The 14,024-nt window shown below is 67.7% G+C and carries 20 protein-coding genes; 12 read left to right on the top strand and 8 right to left on the bottom strand.

The window, feature by feature from the left end; genetic code table 11:
- Window positions 1–85: 85 nt before the first annotated feature.
- From ACTIEF_RS07315 to ACTIEF_RS07305, 3 genes are all read left to right on the top strand, one after another.
- Window positions 86–424 carry a P-II family nitrogen regulator gene (locus tag ACTIEF_RS07315; protein WP_141627033.1) on the top strand — a complete coding sequence of 113 codons (339 nt, stop codon included), beginning with the start codon at window positions 86–88 and terminating at the stop codon, window positions 422–424.
- 76 nt (window positions 425–500) lie between these two features.
- On the top strand, window positions 501–1,910 hold the full coding sequence (gene glnA / locus ACTIEF_RS07310) for a type I glutamate--ammonia ligase (RefSeq protein WP_439471454.1): 1,410 nt from the start codon (window positions 501–503) through the stop codon (window positions 1,908–1,910).
- 117 nt (window positions 1,911–2,027) lie between these two features.
- On the top strand, window positions 2,028–2,375 hold the full coding sequence (locus ACTIEF_RS07305) for a TonB family protein (protein WP_439471511.1): 348 nt from the start codon (window positions 2,028–2,030) through the stop codon (window positions 2,373–2,375).
- Between the two features lie 24 nt (window positions 2,376–2,399).
- Here ACTIEF_RS07305 and ACTIEF_RS07300 read toward each other — a convergent pair whose 3' ends face one another.
- The 4 genes from ACTIEF_RS07300 to ACTIEF_RS07285 all read right to left on the bottom strand — a co-directional run bounded on the left by ACTIEF_RS07300 (window position 2,400) and on the right by ACTIEF_RS07285 (window position 5,160).
- A complete protein-coding gene (locus tag ACTIEF_RS07300; protein WP_439471453.1) occupies window positions 2,400–3,392 on the bottom strand; it encodes a hypothetical protein in 993 nt (330 codons plus the stop codon).
- 66 nt (window positions 3,393–3,458) lie between these two features.
- Window positions 3,459–4,352: a twin-arginine translocase subunit TatC gene (gene tatC, locus ACTIEF_RS07295; RefSeq protein WP_439471452.1), complete on the bottom strand. Its 894-nt coding sequence runs from the start codon at window positions 4,350–4,352 to the stop codon at window positions 3,459–3,461.
- Complete coding sequence (gene tatB / locus ACTIEF_RS07290; protein ID WP_439471451.1) at window positions 4,349–4,882, bottom strand: Sec-independent protein translocase protein TatB; 534 nt, start codon at window positions 4,880–4,882, stop codon at window positions 4,349–4,351. The genes tatC and tatB overlap by 4 nt, the downstream gene beginning before the upstream one ends.
- A 59-nt stretch (window positions 4,883–4,941) precedes the next feature.
- Window positions 4,942–5,160 carry a twin-arginine translocase TatA/TatE family subunit gene (locus ACTIEF_RS07285; protein WP_439471450.1) on the bottom strand — a complete coding sequence of 73 codons (219 nt, stop codon included), beginning with the start codon at window positions 5,158–5,160 and terminating at the stop codon, window positions 4,942–4,944.
- Between the two features lie 106 nt (window positions 5,161–5,266).
- Here ACTIEF_RS07285 and rnhA point away from each other — a divergent pair, with 106 nt between their 5' ends.
- Window positions 5,267–5,713: a ribonuclease HI gene (rnhA, locus tag ACTIEF_RS07280; protein WP_439471449.1), complete on the top strand. Its 447-nt coding sequence runs from the start codon at window positions 5,267–5,269 to the stop codon at window positions 5,711–5,713.
- A gap of 37 nt (window positions 5,714–5,750) precedes the next feature.
- Window positions 5,751–5,981: an SDR family oxidoreductase gene (locus tag ACTIEF_RS07275; protein WP_439471448.1), complete on the top strand. Its 231-nt coding sequence runs from the start codon at window positions 5,751–5,753 to the stop codon at window positions 5,979–5,981.
- A gap of 5 nt (window positions 5,982–5,986) precedes the next feature.
- Here the strand turns inward: ACTIEF_RS07275 and ACTIEF_RS07270 are convergent, their stop codons facing one another.
- The 4 genes from ACTIEF_RS07270 to ACTIEF_RS07255 all read right to left on the bottom strand — a co-directional run bounded on the left by ACTIEF_RS07270 (window position 5,987) and on the right by ACTIEF_RS07255 (window position 8,464).
- Window positions 5,987–6,502, bottom strand: coding sequence for a hypothetical protein (locus ACTIEF_RS07270; protein WP_439471447.1), 516 nt, complete (start codon window positions 6,500–6,502; stop codon window positions 5,987–5,989).
- Entirely contained in the window at window positions 6,499–6,957 is a 459-nt protein-coding gene (locus tag ACTIEF_RS07265) for an NfeD family protein (protein ID WP_439471446.1), read from the bottom strand. The genes ACTIEF_RS07270 and ACTIEF_RS07265 overlap by 4 nt, the downstream gene beginning before the upstream one ends.
- Before the next feature lie 3 nt (window positions 6,958–6,960).
- Window positions 6,961–7,962 carry an SPFH domain-containing protein gene (locus tag ACTIEF_RS07260; protein WP_439471445.1) on the bottom strand — a complete coding sequence of 334 codons (1,002 nt, stop codon included), beginning with the start codon at window positions 7,960–7,962 and terminating at the stop codon, window positions 6,961–6,963.
- A gap of 94 nt (window positions 7,963–8,056) precedes the next feature.
- Window positions 8,057–8,464, bottom strand: coding sequence for an NUDIX hydrolase (locus ACTIEF_RS07255; protein WP_439471444.1), 408 nt, complete (start codon window positions 8,462–8,464; stop codon window positions 8,057–8,059).
- Between the two features lie 46 nt (window positions 8,465–8,510).
- Between ACTIEF_RS07255 and ACTIEF_RS07250 the strand changes: the two genes are divergently transcribed.
- The 7 genes from ACTIEF_RS07250 (at window position 8,511) to ACTIEF_RS07220 (ending at window position 14,001) form a co-directional block, all read left to right on the top strand.
- On the top strand, window positions 8,511–8,723 hold the full coding sequence (locus ACTIEF_RS07250) for a hypothetical protein (protein WP_439471443.1): 213 nt from the start codon (window positions 8,511–8,513) through the stop codon (window positions 8,721–8,723).
- Window positions 8,671–9,336, top strand: coding sequence for a hypothetical protein (locus ACTIEF_RS07245; RefSeq protein ID WP_439471442.1), 666 nt, complete (start codon window positions 8,671–8,673; stop codon window positions 9,334–9,336). The genes ACTIEF_RS07250 and ACTIEF_RS07245 overlap by 53 nt, the downstream gene beginning before the upstream one ends.
- Window positions 9,337–9,387: 51 nt before the next feature.
- Window positions 9,388–10,794: an FAD-binding oxidoreductase gene (locus ACTIEF_RS07240; RefSeq protein WP_439471441.1), complete on the top strand. Its 1,407-nt coding sequence runs from the start codon at window positions 9,388–9,390 to the stop codon at window positions 10,792–10,794.
- 87 nt (window positions 10,795–10,881) lie between these two features.
- Complete coding sequence (locus ACTIEF_RS07235; RefSeq protein ID WP_439471440.1) at window positions 10,882–12,312, top strand: fibronectin type III domain-containing protein; 1,431 nt, start codon at window positions 10,882–10,884, stop codon at window positions 12,310–12,312.
- Window positions 12,313–12,457: 145 nt separating this feature from the next.
- The gene (locus tag ACTIEF_RS07230) at window positions 12,458–12,709 is read left to right on the top strand and encodes a hypothetical protein (RefSeq protein WP_439471439.1); all 252 of its coding nucleotides are present in this window, start codon (window positions 12,458–12,460) and stop codon (window positions 12,707–12,709) included.
- A gap of 75 nt (window positions 12,710–12,784) precedes the next feature.
- On the top strand, window positions 12,785–13,729 hold the full coding sequence (gene fabD, locus ACTIEF_RS07225) for an ACP S-malonyltransferase (RefSeq protein WP_376863412.1): 945 nt from the start codon (window positions 12,785–12,787) through the stop codon (window positions 13,727–13,729).
- A complete protein-coding gene (locus tag ACTIEF_RS07220) occupies window positions 13,726–14,001 on the top strand; it encodes a hypothetical protein (RefSeq protein ID WP_439471438.1) in 276 nt (91 codons plus the stop codon). The genes fabD and ACTIEF_RS07220 overlap by 4 nt, the downstream gene beginning before the upstream one ends.
- Window positions 14,002–14,024: the final 23 nt, after the last annotated feature.

Below are 14,024 nucleotides of genomic sequence, written 5' to 3'. Positions count from 1 at the left end.
GTGGAAAAACACTTGCCTTATTGTGCAATGCAATGTCCCTTTGGTGCCCGAGCGCGAGGCACTGATGGCCCGCCCGGGAACGCCGATGAAAAAGATTGAAGCCGTCATCAAGCCCTTCAAGCTGGATGAAGTGAAAGAGGCCCTGCAGGACGCGGGCGTCCAGGGGATGACCGTGCTCGAGGCCAAGGGCTATGGGCGTCAGAAGGGGCATTCGGAACTCTATCGCGGCGCCGAGTACGTCATCGACTTCCTGCCCAAGATCAAGATCGAGGTGGTGGTGCCGGACGACCTGGCCCCCTCCGTGATCGAGGCCATCCAGACCGCCGCCCGCACTGGTAAGATCGGCGACGGCAAGATTTTCGTGTCTGACGTCCTGGACGTCATTCGCATCCGAACCGGTGAGACGGGCGCGCAAGCGGTCTGATCACCCGGACTACCGGCCGTATCTCCCGATGCGGTCGTCCAGACCAACCTCCCCATAAGAAACAGGACCTCGAAGAATGAGCGCCGCGGGCAAGATCCTCAAAGAGATCAAGGAGAAGGACGTTCGCTACGTCGATCTCCGCTTCACCGACACCAAGGGTCGGATGCAACACGTCACCTTCGACATCGACCTGGTCGACGAGGAATTCCTCGAAGAAGGCACGATGTTCGACGGCTCGTCGATCGCCGGCTGGAAGGCCATCAACGAGTCCGACATGCTGCTGAAGCCGGACCTGAACGGCTACTGGATCGACCCGTTCTACCAGCAGACCACCCTGTTCCTGTTCTGCGACGTGCTGAACCCGGACACCGGCGAGGCCTACAACCGCGACAGCCGCTCGATGGCCAAGAAGGCGCTGGCTTACGTTCAGTCCTCGGGCGTGGGCGACACGGTGTTCTTCGGCCCGGAAGCCGAGTTCTTCATCTTCGACGACGTGCGCTGGTCCACCGCCCCGCACGACACCGGCTACACCTATGACTCGACCGAGCTGCCGGCTAACACCGGCGCCGAGTACTCGGAAGGCAACATGGGCCACCGTCCGACGCACAAGGGCGGCTACTTCCCGGTGAACCCGGTCGACAGCGCCCAGGACCTGCGCGGCGAAATGCTGGGCGTCATGCGCGACCTGGGCATGCAGCCCGAGAAGCACCACCACGAAGTCGCCCCGGCGCAGCACGAACTGGGCCTGAAGTTCAGCGACCTGCTGACCATGGCCGACCGCCTGCAGCTTTATAAGTACGTGATCCACAACGTGGCCGCCTCGTACGGCAAGTCGGCGACCTTCATGGCCAAGCCGACCTTCGGCGACAACGGCTCGGGCATGCACGTGCACCAGTCGATCTGGAAGGACGGCCAGCCGCTGTTCGCCGGCGACAAATACGCCGGTCTGTCGGACCTCTGCCTCTGGTACATCGGCGGCATCATCAAGCACGCCAAGGCCATCAACGCCTTCTCGAACTCGACCACCAACAGCTACAAGCGTCTGGTTCCCGGCTACGAAGCCCCGGTCAAGCTGGCCTATTCGTCGCGCAACCGCTCGGCCTCGATCCGTATTCCGTGGGTCAACTCGCCGAAGGCCAAGCGCATCGAAGCCCGCTTCCCGGATCCGATGGGCAACCCCTATCTGACCTTCGTCGCCCTGCTGATGGCGGGCCTGGACGGCATCGAGAACCGGATCGATCCGGGCGCCGCCGCCGACAAGAACCTGTACGACCTGCCGCCGGAAGAGCGCGGCAACATCCCGGAAGTCTGCGGCTCGCTGCAGGAAGCCCTGGACAGCCTGGACGCTGACCGCGCCTTCCTGAAGAAGGGCGGCGTGATGGATGACGACTTCATCGACAGCTACATCGAGCTGAAGAAGGAAGAAGTCGCGCGGCTGCAACTGCACCCGCACCCGGTCGAATTCGACATGTACTACAGCTGCTGATCGACAGCGGGGGCTGATCGAGGAGGGCGCCGGACGAGAGATCGTCGGGCGCTCTTTTCGTTTGAGGGGCGTCAGGTTAGGTCATGGCTCCCGAATTCAGGAGTGCGCCGCGTGCTGATGGTCATCCTTGCCGCTGTGGCTTTTCAGGACGCAACGGCTCCGTCACCGGCGACCACGGAGTCTGTTAGCCCCGTTCTTCCAGCGCCCGTCTGGGTTCGCCCGCCGCAGGTCAACACCAGTCGTCTCCCACGACAGGTGCATGGACGTGTCGTCTTGAGGTGCAAGACGACGTTGGATGGGCGGCTGGAAGGATGTGAAGTGCTGTCCGACAGTTCCCAGTCCGGTCAGCTTGGCCCCCACGCCCTGGCCGCCGCGGGTGAAGCACGGATCAAACCTCTGCTCACTGATGGTCAGGAGAGCGAGGGACAGATCGCCTTCACGGTCAGGGTCGTTCCGGACCCCTGACGCCCTCTCCGGTACGGATTGGCCCTACGCCGCCAGCCGATCAATCAACGGCTGGAGCGCTTCGTCCGTGGACGGAGCAAGCTCTCGCAGGAATGCGATGAGGGCGCGTTCGTTGTCGTCGAAGTCGCCGTCGCGGCCGATGCGGTCGATCAGCCAGCGGGCTTCCTCGGCATTGACCGGGGCGGCGGTGGAGGCGGCGTGGGCGTTCTCTTCCACGCGGGCGGCGTAGAGGCCGTCGGCGGAGGGCTCGCGCAGGGCCCAGGCGAAGGCTTGCGCGACCCACGTGCTGAGCCCCAGCCGCCCGGTAGGCAGGGGGCCGTGCTCACGCGTGAAGGCCTCAGAGATGCCGTCCTCGGGGTCGGCCAGCCAGCGCTCGCGGCGCAGGGCCTCCTCGCGGCCCGGGGCGGCCCAGCCGGCGGCGGCGGTGACGGCGTTGGCCACGGCGCGCATGAAGAAGTCGGTCCATGAGGGATCGTTGGCCGCGCCGCGCGTGGCGTCGTTCAGATCGAACAGGACCTCGGCCTCCTCGCGCGAGATCGCCATGCGGCCCGGGCCGGTGGGGGCGAACATCAGGCGGCGCAGGCGCTCGACCTCGGCGGCGGAGATGACGCCGTCGTTCTCGACCACGGACCGGGTGACCAGTTGCAGGCCGAAGGCGGCGAGGGACGCAGGGGCGGCGTCGGCCTGTTCGAGCACGCGGACGACCAGTTCGATCTCCGTGCCGTCGCGGGCGCGCCTGGCGGCCTCGATGCGGGCGATCAGCCAGTCCGCCTGTTCATCGGTGACATAGCCGCGCGGCGCCTGCTGGCGGATCAGCCAGTCGGTCAGGGCCTCGAGGAAGAGGTCGCGCCATTCGGCGACGCGGCGCTCGGTCCCCTCATCGATGAGGAACAGGGCCTCGGCCTCCTCGCGGGTGACCGTGATGTCGCCGAAGATGTTCTGGCGCAGGGCCATGATGTCGGCGGAGGTGACCTCGCCGCGCCCGATGATCTGGTTGGAAAGGTCGATAAGGCCCACGTCCACGCTCCCGTTTCACCCGCAGGGTGAGGGGCAGGGCGTTACGGTCGGCCTAACGGCGTGCGATCAGGCGGGCAGGCCCTCGGCCTCGTCGGCCTTCTTGCGGCGCAGTTCGATCAGGCGGACGCACCAGATCGAGATTTCGTAGAGCAGCACCAGCGGCACGGCGAGCATCAGCTGGCTGATGGGGTCCGGCGGGGTGACGACGGCGGCCAGCACCACCACGGCGACAATGGCGTAGCGGCGGACCTCGGCCATCATCTTCGAACTGATGATGCCCGCCATGCCCAGAAGGGTCGTGACGACTGGAAGCTGGAAGCAGAGGCCGAAGGCGAGGATCAGTGAGGTGACGAGGCTGAGGTATTCGGAAATCTTGGTGTTCAGCTCGACCGTGATGCCGTCCGCCGCGATCTGCTGGCTCAGCGAGAACCACATCACGAACGGCAGCATGACGAAGTAGACGAGCGCGGCGCCGACCAGGAACAGGAGCGGAGCCACGAACAGGAAGGGCAGGAAGGCGCCCTTTTCGTTGCGGTAGAGCCCGGGGGCGACGAATTTGTAAAGCTGCCAGGCCAGAACCGGGAAGACGACCACGACAGCGCCGAAGCCGGCGACCTTCATCTTGGTGAAGAGCTGTTCCAGCGGACCGGTCGCCTGCAGCACCAGATCGGTCTGGGCGCCCGGCGGCAGGTGATGGAAGCCCGCGGTGACTGCGATCAGCTCGAACGGATTGCCGCCGTGCTGGCCGGCGGCCTGGGCCGCGGCGTGCAGGGCGTAGGCCGCCTGGAAGGGCTTGATCAGGAAGATCTGGATATCGGCGGAGACGTAGAAACAGCCGATGAAGGCGAGAATGAAGGCGACCACGCAGACGATCATTCGCCCGCGCAACTCGATCAGGTGATCCATCAACGGCGCGCGCGACGCCTCGATGTCGGCTTCGTCCTGGTCGGTATGCGTCACTGCTCGACCGCCTTCTTGCGGATCGCCTTCGGCTTGGCCGGAGCTTTGGTGGTGGATTTGGCGGTCGCTTCCGACGCGGTCTTGCGGGGCGCAGCGGTCTTGGCTGGGGCGCCGTCAGCGGCCTTGGCGGCAGGCTTGCGACGGGGCTTGGGCGCGGGCGCCGGTTCCGGCTCGGCTTCGAGCGGCTCCATCACCGGGGCGGCGTCGGGCCATTCGTCGGGAGCGGTCAGGGCCGGGGCGGGCGAGGGGGCGTCGAGCGGGCGGTTCAGGTCGTCGCTGATGCTCTTGAAGGTCGCCTCTGCCTCGGCGCCCAAGGGCATCATATTGGTCTGGCCGTGGCGCAGGGCCTCGACCTCCTTGCGGAGCTCGTCCAGTTCGGACTGACGCGCCATTTCGTCGAAGCTGTGCCGGAACTCATTGGCCATGTTGCGGGCCTTGGCGACCAGCTTGCCCAGCTTGTTCAACATCGCGGGCAGCCGCTCGGGCCCCACGACGATGAGGGCCACGATGGCGATGACAATATATTCCATGCCCCCGATGCCGGGGCCCAGACCACCCATCCGTCAGTCTCTCCGGCGCGAGCGCGCGATTACGACTTCAGGTCTTCTTTTTCCGCGTCGGTGCGCGGCAGGGCGCCGGCGCGGTCGTCGGCGGGCTTGTTCTCGTCGGTGTCCTTGAGGCCGTCGCGGAAGGCTTTCACGCCCTTGGCGGCGTCACCCATGATGGCCGACAGCTTGCCGCGACCGCCAAAGACAACCAGCACGACGACGGCGACGATGGCCCAGTGCCAGATGCTGAAAGAACCCACGGCGACATCTCCTCAGTCGGGTCGATGCGCGACCCGGTGTGTATATTCACGCCGCATATAGGCCGTTCAGTGGCGCGACGCCAAGCGAACCTGATACAGCGCGCGAATGAGTCACGTCATCATCCACACCGACGGCGCCTGCAAGGGCAATCCGGGCCCTGGCGGCTGGGGCGCGATCCTGCAGGCGGGCGAGGGGCGCGAGAAGGAATTGTGGGGCGGCGAGCTCAACACGACCAACAACCGGATGGAGCTGATGGGGGCGATCATGGCGCTCGAAGCGCTGAACCGCCCGTGCCGCGTCGATCTGCACACCGACAGCAAATATGTGATGCAGGGCATCACCGAATGGATCCGGGGCTGGAAGGCGCGGGGCTGGAAGACCGCCGACAAGAAGCCGGTCAAGAATGACGACCTGTGGAAGCGGCTGGACGCGGCCCGGTCGCGGCATGAGGTCAAATGGCACTGGGTGAAGGGCCACGCGGGGCATGCGCTGAACGAGCGGGCCGACGGTCTGGCGAATCGCGGGTGCGCCGAGGCCATGGACCAGCGCTGAGATTTCGGCGCTCTTTTCTGGCGATCCGGGGCGGGGTTTGGCGCCGTCGGGCGTCGACACGGCCATGGTGCACGACATCGCCAGGAACGCCTCGCCGGACGACGTCGCGGCGGCCGAAGAGAAGTTCAAGGCCAGCGTCCCGATGAACCGCTACGCCACGGCGGACGAGATCGCCGACCTGATGCTGTTCCTGAGCTCGGACAAGGCCAGCTTCATCACCGGCGCCTACTACCGCATCGACGGCGGGCAGGGGGCGACCTCGGCCTGAGGCTCCTAGGGAACGGAGCGGTAGTCGAAGCCGCCCGTCTCCACCCACTGGCCGTTGATCAGGTGCTGGCTGCGGATGCGGTAGACGTCGTCGGTCAGGGTGGTCTGGGCGCGCACCTCGGTGACGCCGTCCAGGCCATGGACCACCTGCTGGAACTCGAACTGGCCGGGGCCGAGGACCTTGACGGTCCCGGTCGTGTAGAAGCCGCCGTTGGTAGAGTAAAAGCTGATCAGCTGGCCGCTGGGGCGGTCGAAGGTGATCAGGGTTTCGCCGGTGTAGACGCCGCCGTTGACGGTGTGGACGCTGCGGATGGCATGGCCGCCGGCGGTGCGTTCGAAGGTGATCTCGTCAACGACGCCGGGATCGGTGATCGAGGCGCCGCGCCAGACATGGCTGTGCAGTGGATCGAAGGCGGCGAGGAGAGCCTGGTCGGCCGAAACGGCGGCGACGGACGGCGGCGGCTCCTGCGGCGGAACTGCCGGAGCCGACCACAGCAGGAGCGCCGCCAGGGCGCCGATCACGCGGCGCGGACCTTGAGCAGCGGCCCGTCGATGCTCTGGACGATGACGCTTTCACCAGCCGGGGGCGCGGCGCCGTCGATCTCGGCGGACCATTCGGCGCCCGAGACGAAGACCCGGCCGCGACCGTCGACGAAGGCCTGGACCACCTGCGCCCGCTGACCGACCAGACGACCCTCGCGGGCGTTGATGTCGGGGAAGTCGGACGGGTTGACCCTCTGGATCAGGCGGCGCGACAGCAGGGTCGAGGCGCCCGTCAGGACGCCGAACAGGGCCACCTCGCCCCAGAAGCCGAGCGGCAGGCCGATGGCGGTGAGGACCGCCACCACGCCCGCGGCGACGGCGGGCCACAGCAGCCATTCGGTCGAGAAGGCCGCCTCGATGGCCAGCAGGATCACGCCGAGCGCCAGCCAGATCCAGAACGGCTGGGCGCTATGGAACTCGATCAGCGTGTCCATGGATCAGGTCCTCGGAACGGAGGGACGGGGCGGGCGCGGCGGCGCGGGCGGGCGCGGCGCGGCGGGGGCGGCGGCCGGACGGGCCTGCTGCTGCTGATCCTGCGCCAGGCCGACCAGCTGGCCGATGCCGGCGATGGTGCCGACCAGGGCGCCCATCTCGGACGGGACGATGACCGTCTTCTGCTGCGGGCTGCGGGCCAGTTCGGCGAAGGCTTCGACATACTTCTGGGCGACGAAGTAGTTGATGGCGTTCACGTCGCCGGCGGCGATGGCGTTGGACACCATCTCGGTGGCGCGGGCCTCGGCCTCGGCTTCGCGTTCGCGGGCCTCGGCGTCGCGGAAGGCGGCTTCGCGGCGGCCTTCGGCTTCCAGAATGGCCGACTGCTTGGCGCCCTCGGCGCGGGTGATGGCGGCCTGCTTCTCGCCGTCCGCCTCGGTGACGACGGCGCGACGTTCGCGCTCGGCCTTCATCTGACGCGCCATGGCGTTGGTGATGTCGGACGGCGGCGACAGGTCCTTGATCTCGATGCGGTTGGCCTTCACGCCCCACGGCTCGGTGGCCGAGTCGATCACCTGCAGCAGGCGGGTGTTGATCGAGTCGCGCTGGGACAGGACCTCGTCCAGTTCCATCGAGCCGACGACGGTCCGCAGGTTGGTCATGCAGAGCTGGGCGATGGCGTAGGGCAGGTTGTCCACGCGATAGGCGGCGCGGGCGGCGTCCATGACCTGGATGAAGACGATGCCGTCGACCTTCACCACGGCGTTGTCCTTGGTGATGACTTCCTGGGTCGGGACGTCCAGCACCTGCTCCATCATGTTCATGCGGCGACCGATGCGCTCGACGAACGGGGTCAGGATGCTGATGCCCGGGGACAGGGTGCGGGTGTATTTGCCGAAGCGTTCGACCGTGAACTCACGGCCCTGCGGCACGATCTTGACCACGCTGAACAGCAGAACGAACGCCAGAACGACCAGCGCCACGAAGAAAAGTACGGAAAAGTCCATCAAAGCCTCCCAATTCCCGTCAGGGTATCAGGCCATCGGGCGCGCGCCACCGAAACCGGACGGGGGCGGATGACAACCGCGTAATCTTCGCCGTTCAGCGGTCTCTGGCGGCCGCCAGTGCGATGATCCGCCGCGTTTCGGACCAGTCGATCAGGGCCTCGACCTGATCCAGCGGCACGAAGCGGGCCTCCAGCGCGTCATCGCCCGCGACCGGCTCGCCCGACACCCAGTCGGCGGCGTAGTCGATCAGGACATAGTGGCGGTCCGCTTCTGGGAAGATGCCGTCCACGACATCCAGCAGGCCGGTGATCCGGGCGGTGACGCCGGTTTCTTCCAGTAGTTCGCGCAGGGCCGCATCGATGGCGCGCTCGCCCGGCTCGATACGACCGCCGGGCAGGCTCCACTCGCCCATGCGCGGCGGCTTGCCCCGACGGATCAGCAGGACGGTTTCGTCGCGCAGACAGACGACGCCGACGGCGGGGACGGGGAGGGAAGAAGGCATCCGGTTTCAATACCGCTTCAGGCCGCGGAGGTGTCAAAAGCTTAACTTGCGGGACCATGGACCGGCCGATGTTCATCGATCCGACGGTGAGCTATTCGGCGGCGGGGTCTATTCGAACGCCGAAGACCTGCTCGCCTTCAGTCGCGCCCTGTTGGGCGACCGGCTGCTGTCGGATGAGCTGAAGGCCCGACTGGTCGCCGACGACGGTGATCAACACGCTCTGGGCTGGGGCGTGGAGCACTGGTCGACCGACCGTTGAGGACACCGCCGGAGGGGCTCGGGACTTTGCCTACGCCGACCGCGACAAGTACAAGAACCTGACCGTCGATGAGATGAAGGCGGGCAAGGATTTGCCGCCTGCCGAGGGGGCTGTGGAGGATCCTGAGATGCTCGGACGCCGAGGCCTGATGCTGACGAGTTTGGTCTTGTTGGTCGCGGCCTGCGCTCCGACCGCGCAGACCGTCCGGTCGGAGCAGGGGGATGAACTGCAGGCCTATCTGGCGCAGGTGCAAACCCTGTCCGAGGACGCGCATCCTGTGGCGCCGAGTTCAACCGAGATGCGCTATGCCTTCAACTGTGGAGATCAGCGCCATACCTTCGGGTTGCGAACTGGTGGCCGACCGCATGTTGTGACGCTCGACGAGATCAGCGGCGCCTTCGGCGATGTTTCGGCAGATGACCGTGCGCGCGTACAAGCGGAGTTGGATCAGTTCGACGGAGTTAAATCCATCATGGGTCGGTGCGCATCGTCGGGCCGTTACGGTTTCCTCATTACCGGGCGACAGGGGGGCGAGACCCCGTCGGGCGCTTCGGAACGGTCGAGCCTGATCTGGTTTCATCAAGGTCGTATGAGCCGGGTCGTTACGTACTGAACGCACGCGGATTGATCTGGCGCTCCCCCGCAACCCTTGCCACAACAGGCCATGACCTCCCCGTCGCCTGAAGCTCTCGCCGCCCTCAAGGCCGCCGCCGGTAATGGCGGGTGGACCGATGACCCGTCCGACATCGCGCCCTGGCTGACGGAGTGGCGGAACCGGTGGAAGGGGAATACGCCCCTGATGCTGACGCCGCGCTCGACCGAGGAGGTCGCGCGGCTGGTGACGATCTGCGCGCAGCATCGGGTGGCGATCGTGCCGCAGGGCGGGGACACCGGTCTGGTGGGCGGGCAGATCCCGTTCGGCGAGGTGCTGCTGTCGACGCGCAAGCTGCGGGCGGTGCGCGATGTGACGCCGCTGGATGACGCCATGACGGTCGAGGCGGGCGTGACCCTGCTGGAGGCGCAACAGGCGGCGGAAGCCGCGGGGCGGCGCTTCCCGCTGAGCCTCGCGGCCGAGGGGACGGCGACCATCGGCGGGGTGATCTCGACCAATGCGGGCGGCACCCAGGTGGTGCGCTACGGCATGATGCGCGACCTGGTGCTGGGCCTCGAGGCGGTCATGCCGAACGGGGAAATCTTCCACGGGCTGAAGCGGCTCAGGAAGGACAACACCGGCTATGACCTGAAGCAGCTTCTGATCGGCGCCGAGGGGACGCTGGGGGTAGTGACGGCGGCGACGCTGAAGCTGTTCCCGATCATGCGCTCGCGGGCGACGGCGGTGGTGGGGCTGGAGAGCGCCCATGCGGCCATCGAACTGCTGGCCCGGGCCAAGGCCGAGACGGGCGGGGGCGTCGAGGCGTTCGAGCTGATGAAGCGGATCGGGGTCGAGTTCGCCCTGAAGCACATCCCCGACACGCGCGAGCCCCTGGACTCGACGCCGCCCTGGTATGTGCTGATCGAACTGGCGTCGGGTGAGCCGGGCGCGGCGGAGGCGGCGCTGGAACGGCTGCTGGGCGACGCTTTCGAGGCCGGACTGATCATCGACGCCGCCATCGCCCAGAACGACGCCCAGCGCGCCGCCTTCTGGAAGGTGCGCGAGGAACAGTCGGCGGCCCAGAAGCCCGAGGGCGGCGGCTGGAAGCATGACGTCTCGGTGCCGGTCTCGCGCATCGCCGACTTCCTCGACGAGGCCTCGGCGGCGGTGGAGCGGTTCGAACCGGGGGCGCGGATCAGCGCCTTCGGCCACGTCGGCGACGGAAACATGCACTACGACATCCTGTGCCCGCCGGGCGTGGAGCACGCCGCCTTCATCGGACGCTGGATGAAGGGCTCGGAGGTCGTCCACGATGTGGTCGCCCGCTACAACGGCTCCATCTCGGCCGAGCACGGACTGGGGCGGCTGAAGACCGAGGAGGCGCGGCGCTACAAGTCGCCGCTGGAGGTCGCGACCATGCAGGCGGTGCGGGCGGCGATCGATCCGCTGCGCATCATGAACCCGGCGGTGCTGTTCTAGCCGTTTTGTCGCAGGGTCTCCGGACCCGGACAAAACCGTCGCAATAGACGCCTAACCCCGGCGCAGGATTGAGTCGGGGATACGCCAATGAAGCTGTCAGCCGCCGCCCTCATGGGCGCCCTGCTGTTCGCCGCCGCGCCGTCGATGGCGCAGGTGGCGGCGCCGCCGGATCCCGATCCGTTGCCGCCGCCCGCCCATGCGCCGAACGGCCGCTGGGCCGCCAAGGGCTGGGCCGACCGGATCGTGCTGACGCCCGCCGCCGACGCGGCGCGGGGCGCGGGCGTGGCCTGGCGCACCGACACCCGCCAGGCGACCGCCGAGGCCCAGATCGCGGTCGAGATCGACGGCCCGCTGCTGGGCTTCACCGCCCGCACCGTGGCCGGGACGACGGCCTCGATCAGCAATGAGAACGGCGAGGCCCGCTATCATCAGGTGCGGTTCGAGGGGCTGACCCCGGCGACCCGCTACGTCTATCGCGTCCGCGCCGCCGACGGCTGGAGCGAATGGCTGCCGTTCCAGACCGCCGCCGAGAGCTTCCAGCCGTTCCGCTTCATCTATCTGGGGGACACCCAGAACGACATTCTGGAGATCGGCTCGCGGGTGATCCGCTCGGCCCTGCGCGAGGCCGGACCGGCGGCGCTGGTGGTCCATGCCGGCGATCTGGTGGCCCAGCGCGAGACCAAGGTGCATGACGACGAATGGGGCGAGTGGACCGAGGCGGGCGGTCGCGCCTTCGCCATGGCTCCGCAGATCCCGGCGTCCGGCAACCACGAATATGTCGACCACATTCTGGCCGACGGGACGGAATCGCGCGTGCTGGGGCCGCACTGGGCGCTGCAGTTCGCCCTGCCGGAGAACGGCGCTCAGGGCGTCGAGCAGACCAGCTATTTCGTCGACTACCAGGGCGTCCGCTTCATCGTGCTGGACGGGACGGCGGCGCTCGATCTGGGCGGGCTGGAAAGCCAGACCCGCTGGCTGGACCAGACTCTGGCCTCCAGCACCGCGCGCTGGAACATCGCCCTGTTCCACCAGCCGCTCTACACCTGCGCCCGGCCGGAGGACACTGAAGAGCTGAAGGCGGCCTGGAAGCCGATCTTTGACGCCCGCCGCATCGATCTGGTGCTGCAGGGCCATGACCACTGCTACGGCCGGGTCTCCGATCCGCTCGGCGCCGAGGCTTCGCGCGCCAACAGCGACGCGGGCCGTCCGCAGGGACCGGTCTATGTGGTTTCGGTGACGGGCTCGAAGATGTACGGCCTGAACGACCGCGCCGACAGCCAGCCGGTGCGCGCGGCCGAGAATACCGAACTGTACCAACTGATCGACGTGGACGCCGACCGCCTGTCGTTCCGCGCCTTCACCGCCACCGGTCGCCTGTACGACGCCTTCACCCTGACGCGGGGCGAGGACGGGCTGAACAGGCTGACGGAGACGGAAGAGACACTTCTGGCCCTGCGTCGCTGCGACGGCGCCGCGGGCCCGGACGACCGGCCCTGCACGGCCGAGATCAAGGACTGATCGGGAAGGGCGCGAGGCCGGATGGCTTCGCCCTTTTTCGCATCACGTTGGTCCGATAATGGCTGTGGATACAAGAACAAAGATAGAACGTTTAGCGTTGTGAATCACCGACCGATGCGGCTAGCGTCGAGGTCCGGGAGGAATCATGGCCGAAACTCAGTTGGATATGTCGCGCGGGCGGATGGTCGTGCGTTGCCTGTCGCCGGGCTGCGTGCATGTGGCCCTGCTGGATGCGCGGACGCTGTTCGGCTCGACGACCCGGGACTGGCCGACGGCGGGGACCTCGCAGCGGTTCCGCTGCGTCTGCGGCGGACGTGAAAGCCGGATCAGCTATGCGGGCGAGGCCGCCCCGGTCGAGACGCGGGACGCCCCGGACGCCATCCACCTCTGGGGCTGAGGCCCGCTTCCGCTTGCCCCTGCGTCACGCCCGGCCTATCGCTGCGGCCTTGATTCACGGCTTCGGAGCCCACCCATGACCCTCGCCCTCCTGTTCCCCGGCCAAGGCAGCCAGTCGGTCGGCATGGGCGCGGCGCTGGCCGACGCCTTCGCCTCGGCCCGTGATGTCTTCAACGAGGTGGACGAGGCGCTGGGCCAGAAGCTGTCCGTGCTGATGCGCGAGGGGCCGGAAGACCAACTGACCCTGACGGAGAACGCCCAGCCGGCCCTGATGGCCGTCTCGGCCGCCGCCGCCCGCGTGCTGAAGGTCGAGTTCGGCGTCGGCGTGGACCGCGCCGCCTTCGTGGCCGGTCACTCGCTGGGTGAGTATTCGGCCCTGTGCGCCGCCGGCTCGATCTCGCTGGCCGACACCGCCCGCCTGCTGAAGCTGCGCGGTCAGGCCATGCAGCGCGCCGTGCCGGTGGGGCAGGGCGCCATGGCCTCGCTGATCGGTCCGAAGACCGATCTGGCTCTGGCCGAGGAAGCCGCCAAGGCCGGTTCGGAAGTCGGCGTCTGCGTGGTCGCCAATGACAACAACGCCGGCAACATCGTCATCTCGGGCGAGAAGGCCGCCGTGGACCGCGCCATCGAGAAGGCCAAGGAACTGGGCGCGCGGGCGATCCCGCTGAACGTCTCGGCGCCCTTCCACTGCCCCTTGATGCAGCCCGCCGCCGACGAGATGGCCGCCGCCCTAGCGACCGCGACCATCGTCGCCCCGATCGTGCCGGTGGTGGCCAATGTGCTGGCCCGCCCGGAAAGCGATCCGGAAGTCATCCGCCGCCTGCTGGTCGAGCAGGTCACCGGCCGTGTCCGCTGGCGTGAGTCGATGGAGTGGATGGCCACCGAAGGCGGCGTGACCCGTTTCGCCGAGATCGGCTCGGGCAAGGTTCTGACCGGCATGGCCAAGCGCATCGCGCCGGACGCCGAGAGCCTGTCGCTGAACACGCCCGAAGAGCTGGAAGCCTTCGCCAAGTCGCTTTGACAAAGACGGCGGCGCTCTTCTGGCTGACGGTCGCGGGCTGGGTCGCGCTGGCGATCCCGCCGGTGATCTATGTCGGGGTGACGCTGATCCTGTCGGCGCGCGGCGGCTTTGACCTGATGGGCGCGCTGACGGCGCTGGCCATGCTGGCGGCCGTGGCGGGCGGGGCCTACCGCTACTGGCGCCGCGATGCGCGCGAGGCGTGGGTCCTGCTGGGCCTGTCGTGGGCGCCGTTGATGCTGACCCTGATGTGGGGCGTGTTCGGGAAGGCCTGAGGCGGCCACCGTTCCCGTCATCC

Origin of the sequence: Brevundimonas sp., from assembly GCF_051858995.1 — a bacterium.
Taxonomy (GTDB): domain Bacteria; phylum Pseudomonadota; class Alphaproteobacteria; order Caulobacterales; family Caulobacteraceae; genus Brevundimonas.
Note: the sequence above shows the minus strand (reverse complement) of the source record. Positions and strands in the feature narration are given on the sequence as shown.

Bases quoted from the DNA above. Each gene is read 5' to 3' on its own strand.
- rnhA (WP_439471449.1), top strand. From the start codon at position 5,267: ATGAGTCACGTCATCATCCACACCGACGGCGCCTGCAAGGGCAATCCG.
- fabD (WP_376863412.1), top strand. From the start codon at position 12,785: ATGACCCTCGCCCTCCTGTTCCCCGGCCAAGGCAGCCAGTCGGTCGGC.
- ACTIEF_RS07305 (WP_439471511.1), top strand. From the start codon at position 2,028: ATGGTCATCCTTGCCGCTGTGGCTTTTCAGGACGCAACGGCTCCGTCA.
- ACTIEF_RS07230 (WP_439471439.1), top strand. From the start codon at position 12,458: ATGGCCGAAACTCAGTTGGATATGTCGCGCGGGCGGATGGTCGTGCGT.
- ACTIEF_RS07265 (WP_439471446.1), bottom strand. From the start codon at position 6,957: ATGGACACGCTGATCGAGTTCCATAGCGCCCAGCCGTTCTGGATCTGG.
- ACTIEF_RS07260 (WP_439471445.1), bottom strand. From the start codon at position 7,962: ATGGACTTTTCCGTACTTTTCTTCGTGGCGCTGGTCGTTCTGGCGTTC.
- ACTIEF_RS07315 (WP_141627033.1), top strand. From the start codon at position 86: ATGAAAAAGATTGAAGCCGTCATCAAGCCCTTCAAGCTGGATGAAGTG.
- ACTIEF_RS07235 (WP_439471440.1), top strand. From the start codon at position 10,882: ATGAAGCTGTCAGCCGCCGCCCTCATGGGCGCCCTGCTGTTCGCCGCC.
- glnA (WP_439471454.1), top strand. From the start codon at position 501: ATGAGCGCCGCGGGCAAGATCCTCAAAGAGATCAAGGAGAAGGACGTT.
- ACTIEF_RS07255 (WP_439471444.1), bottom strand. From the start codon at position 8,464: ATGCCTTCTTCCCTCCCCGTCCCCGCCGTCGGCGTCGTCTGTCTGCGC.
- tatB (WP_439471451.1), bottom strand. From the start codon at position 4,882: ATGGAATATATTGTCATCGCCATCGTGGCCCTCATCGTCGTGGGGCCC.
- ACTIEF_RS07240 (WP_439471441.1), top strand. From the start codon at position 9,388: ATGACCTCCCCGTCGCCTGAAGCTCTCGCCGCCCTCAAGGCCGCCGCC.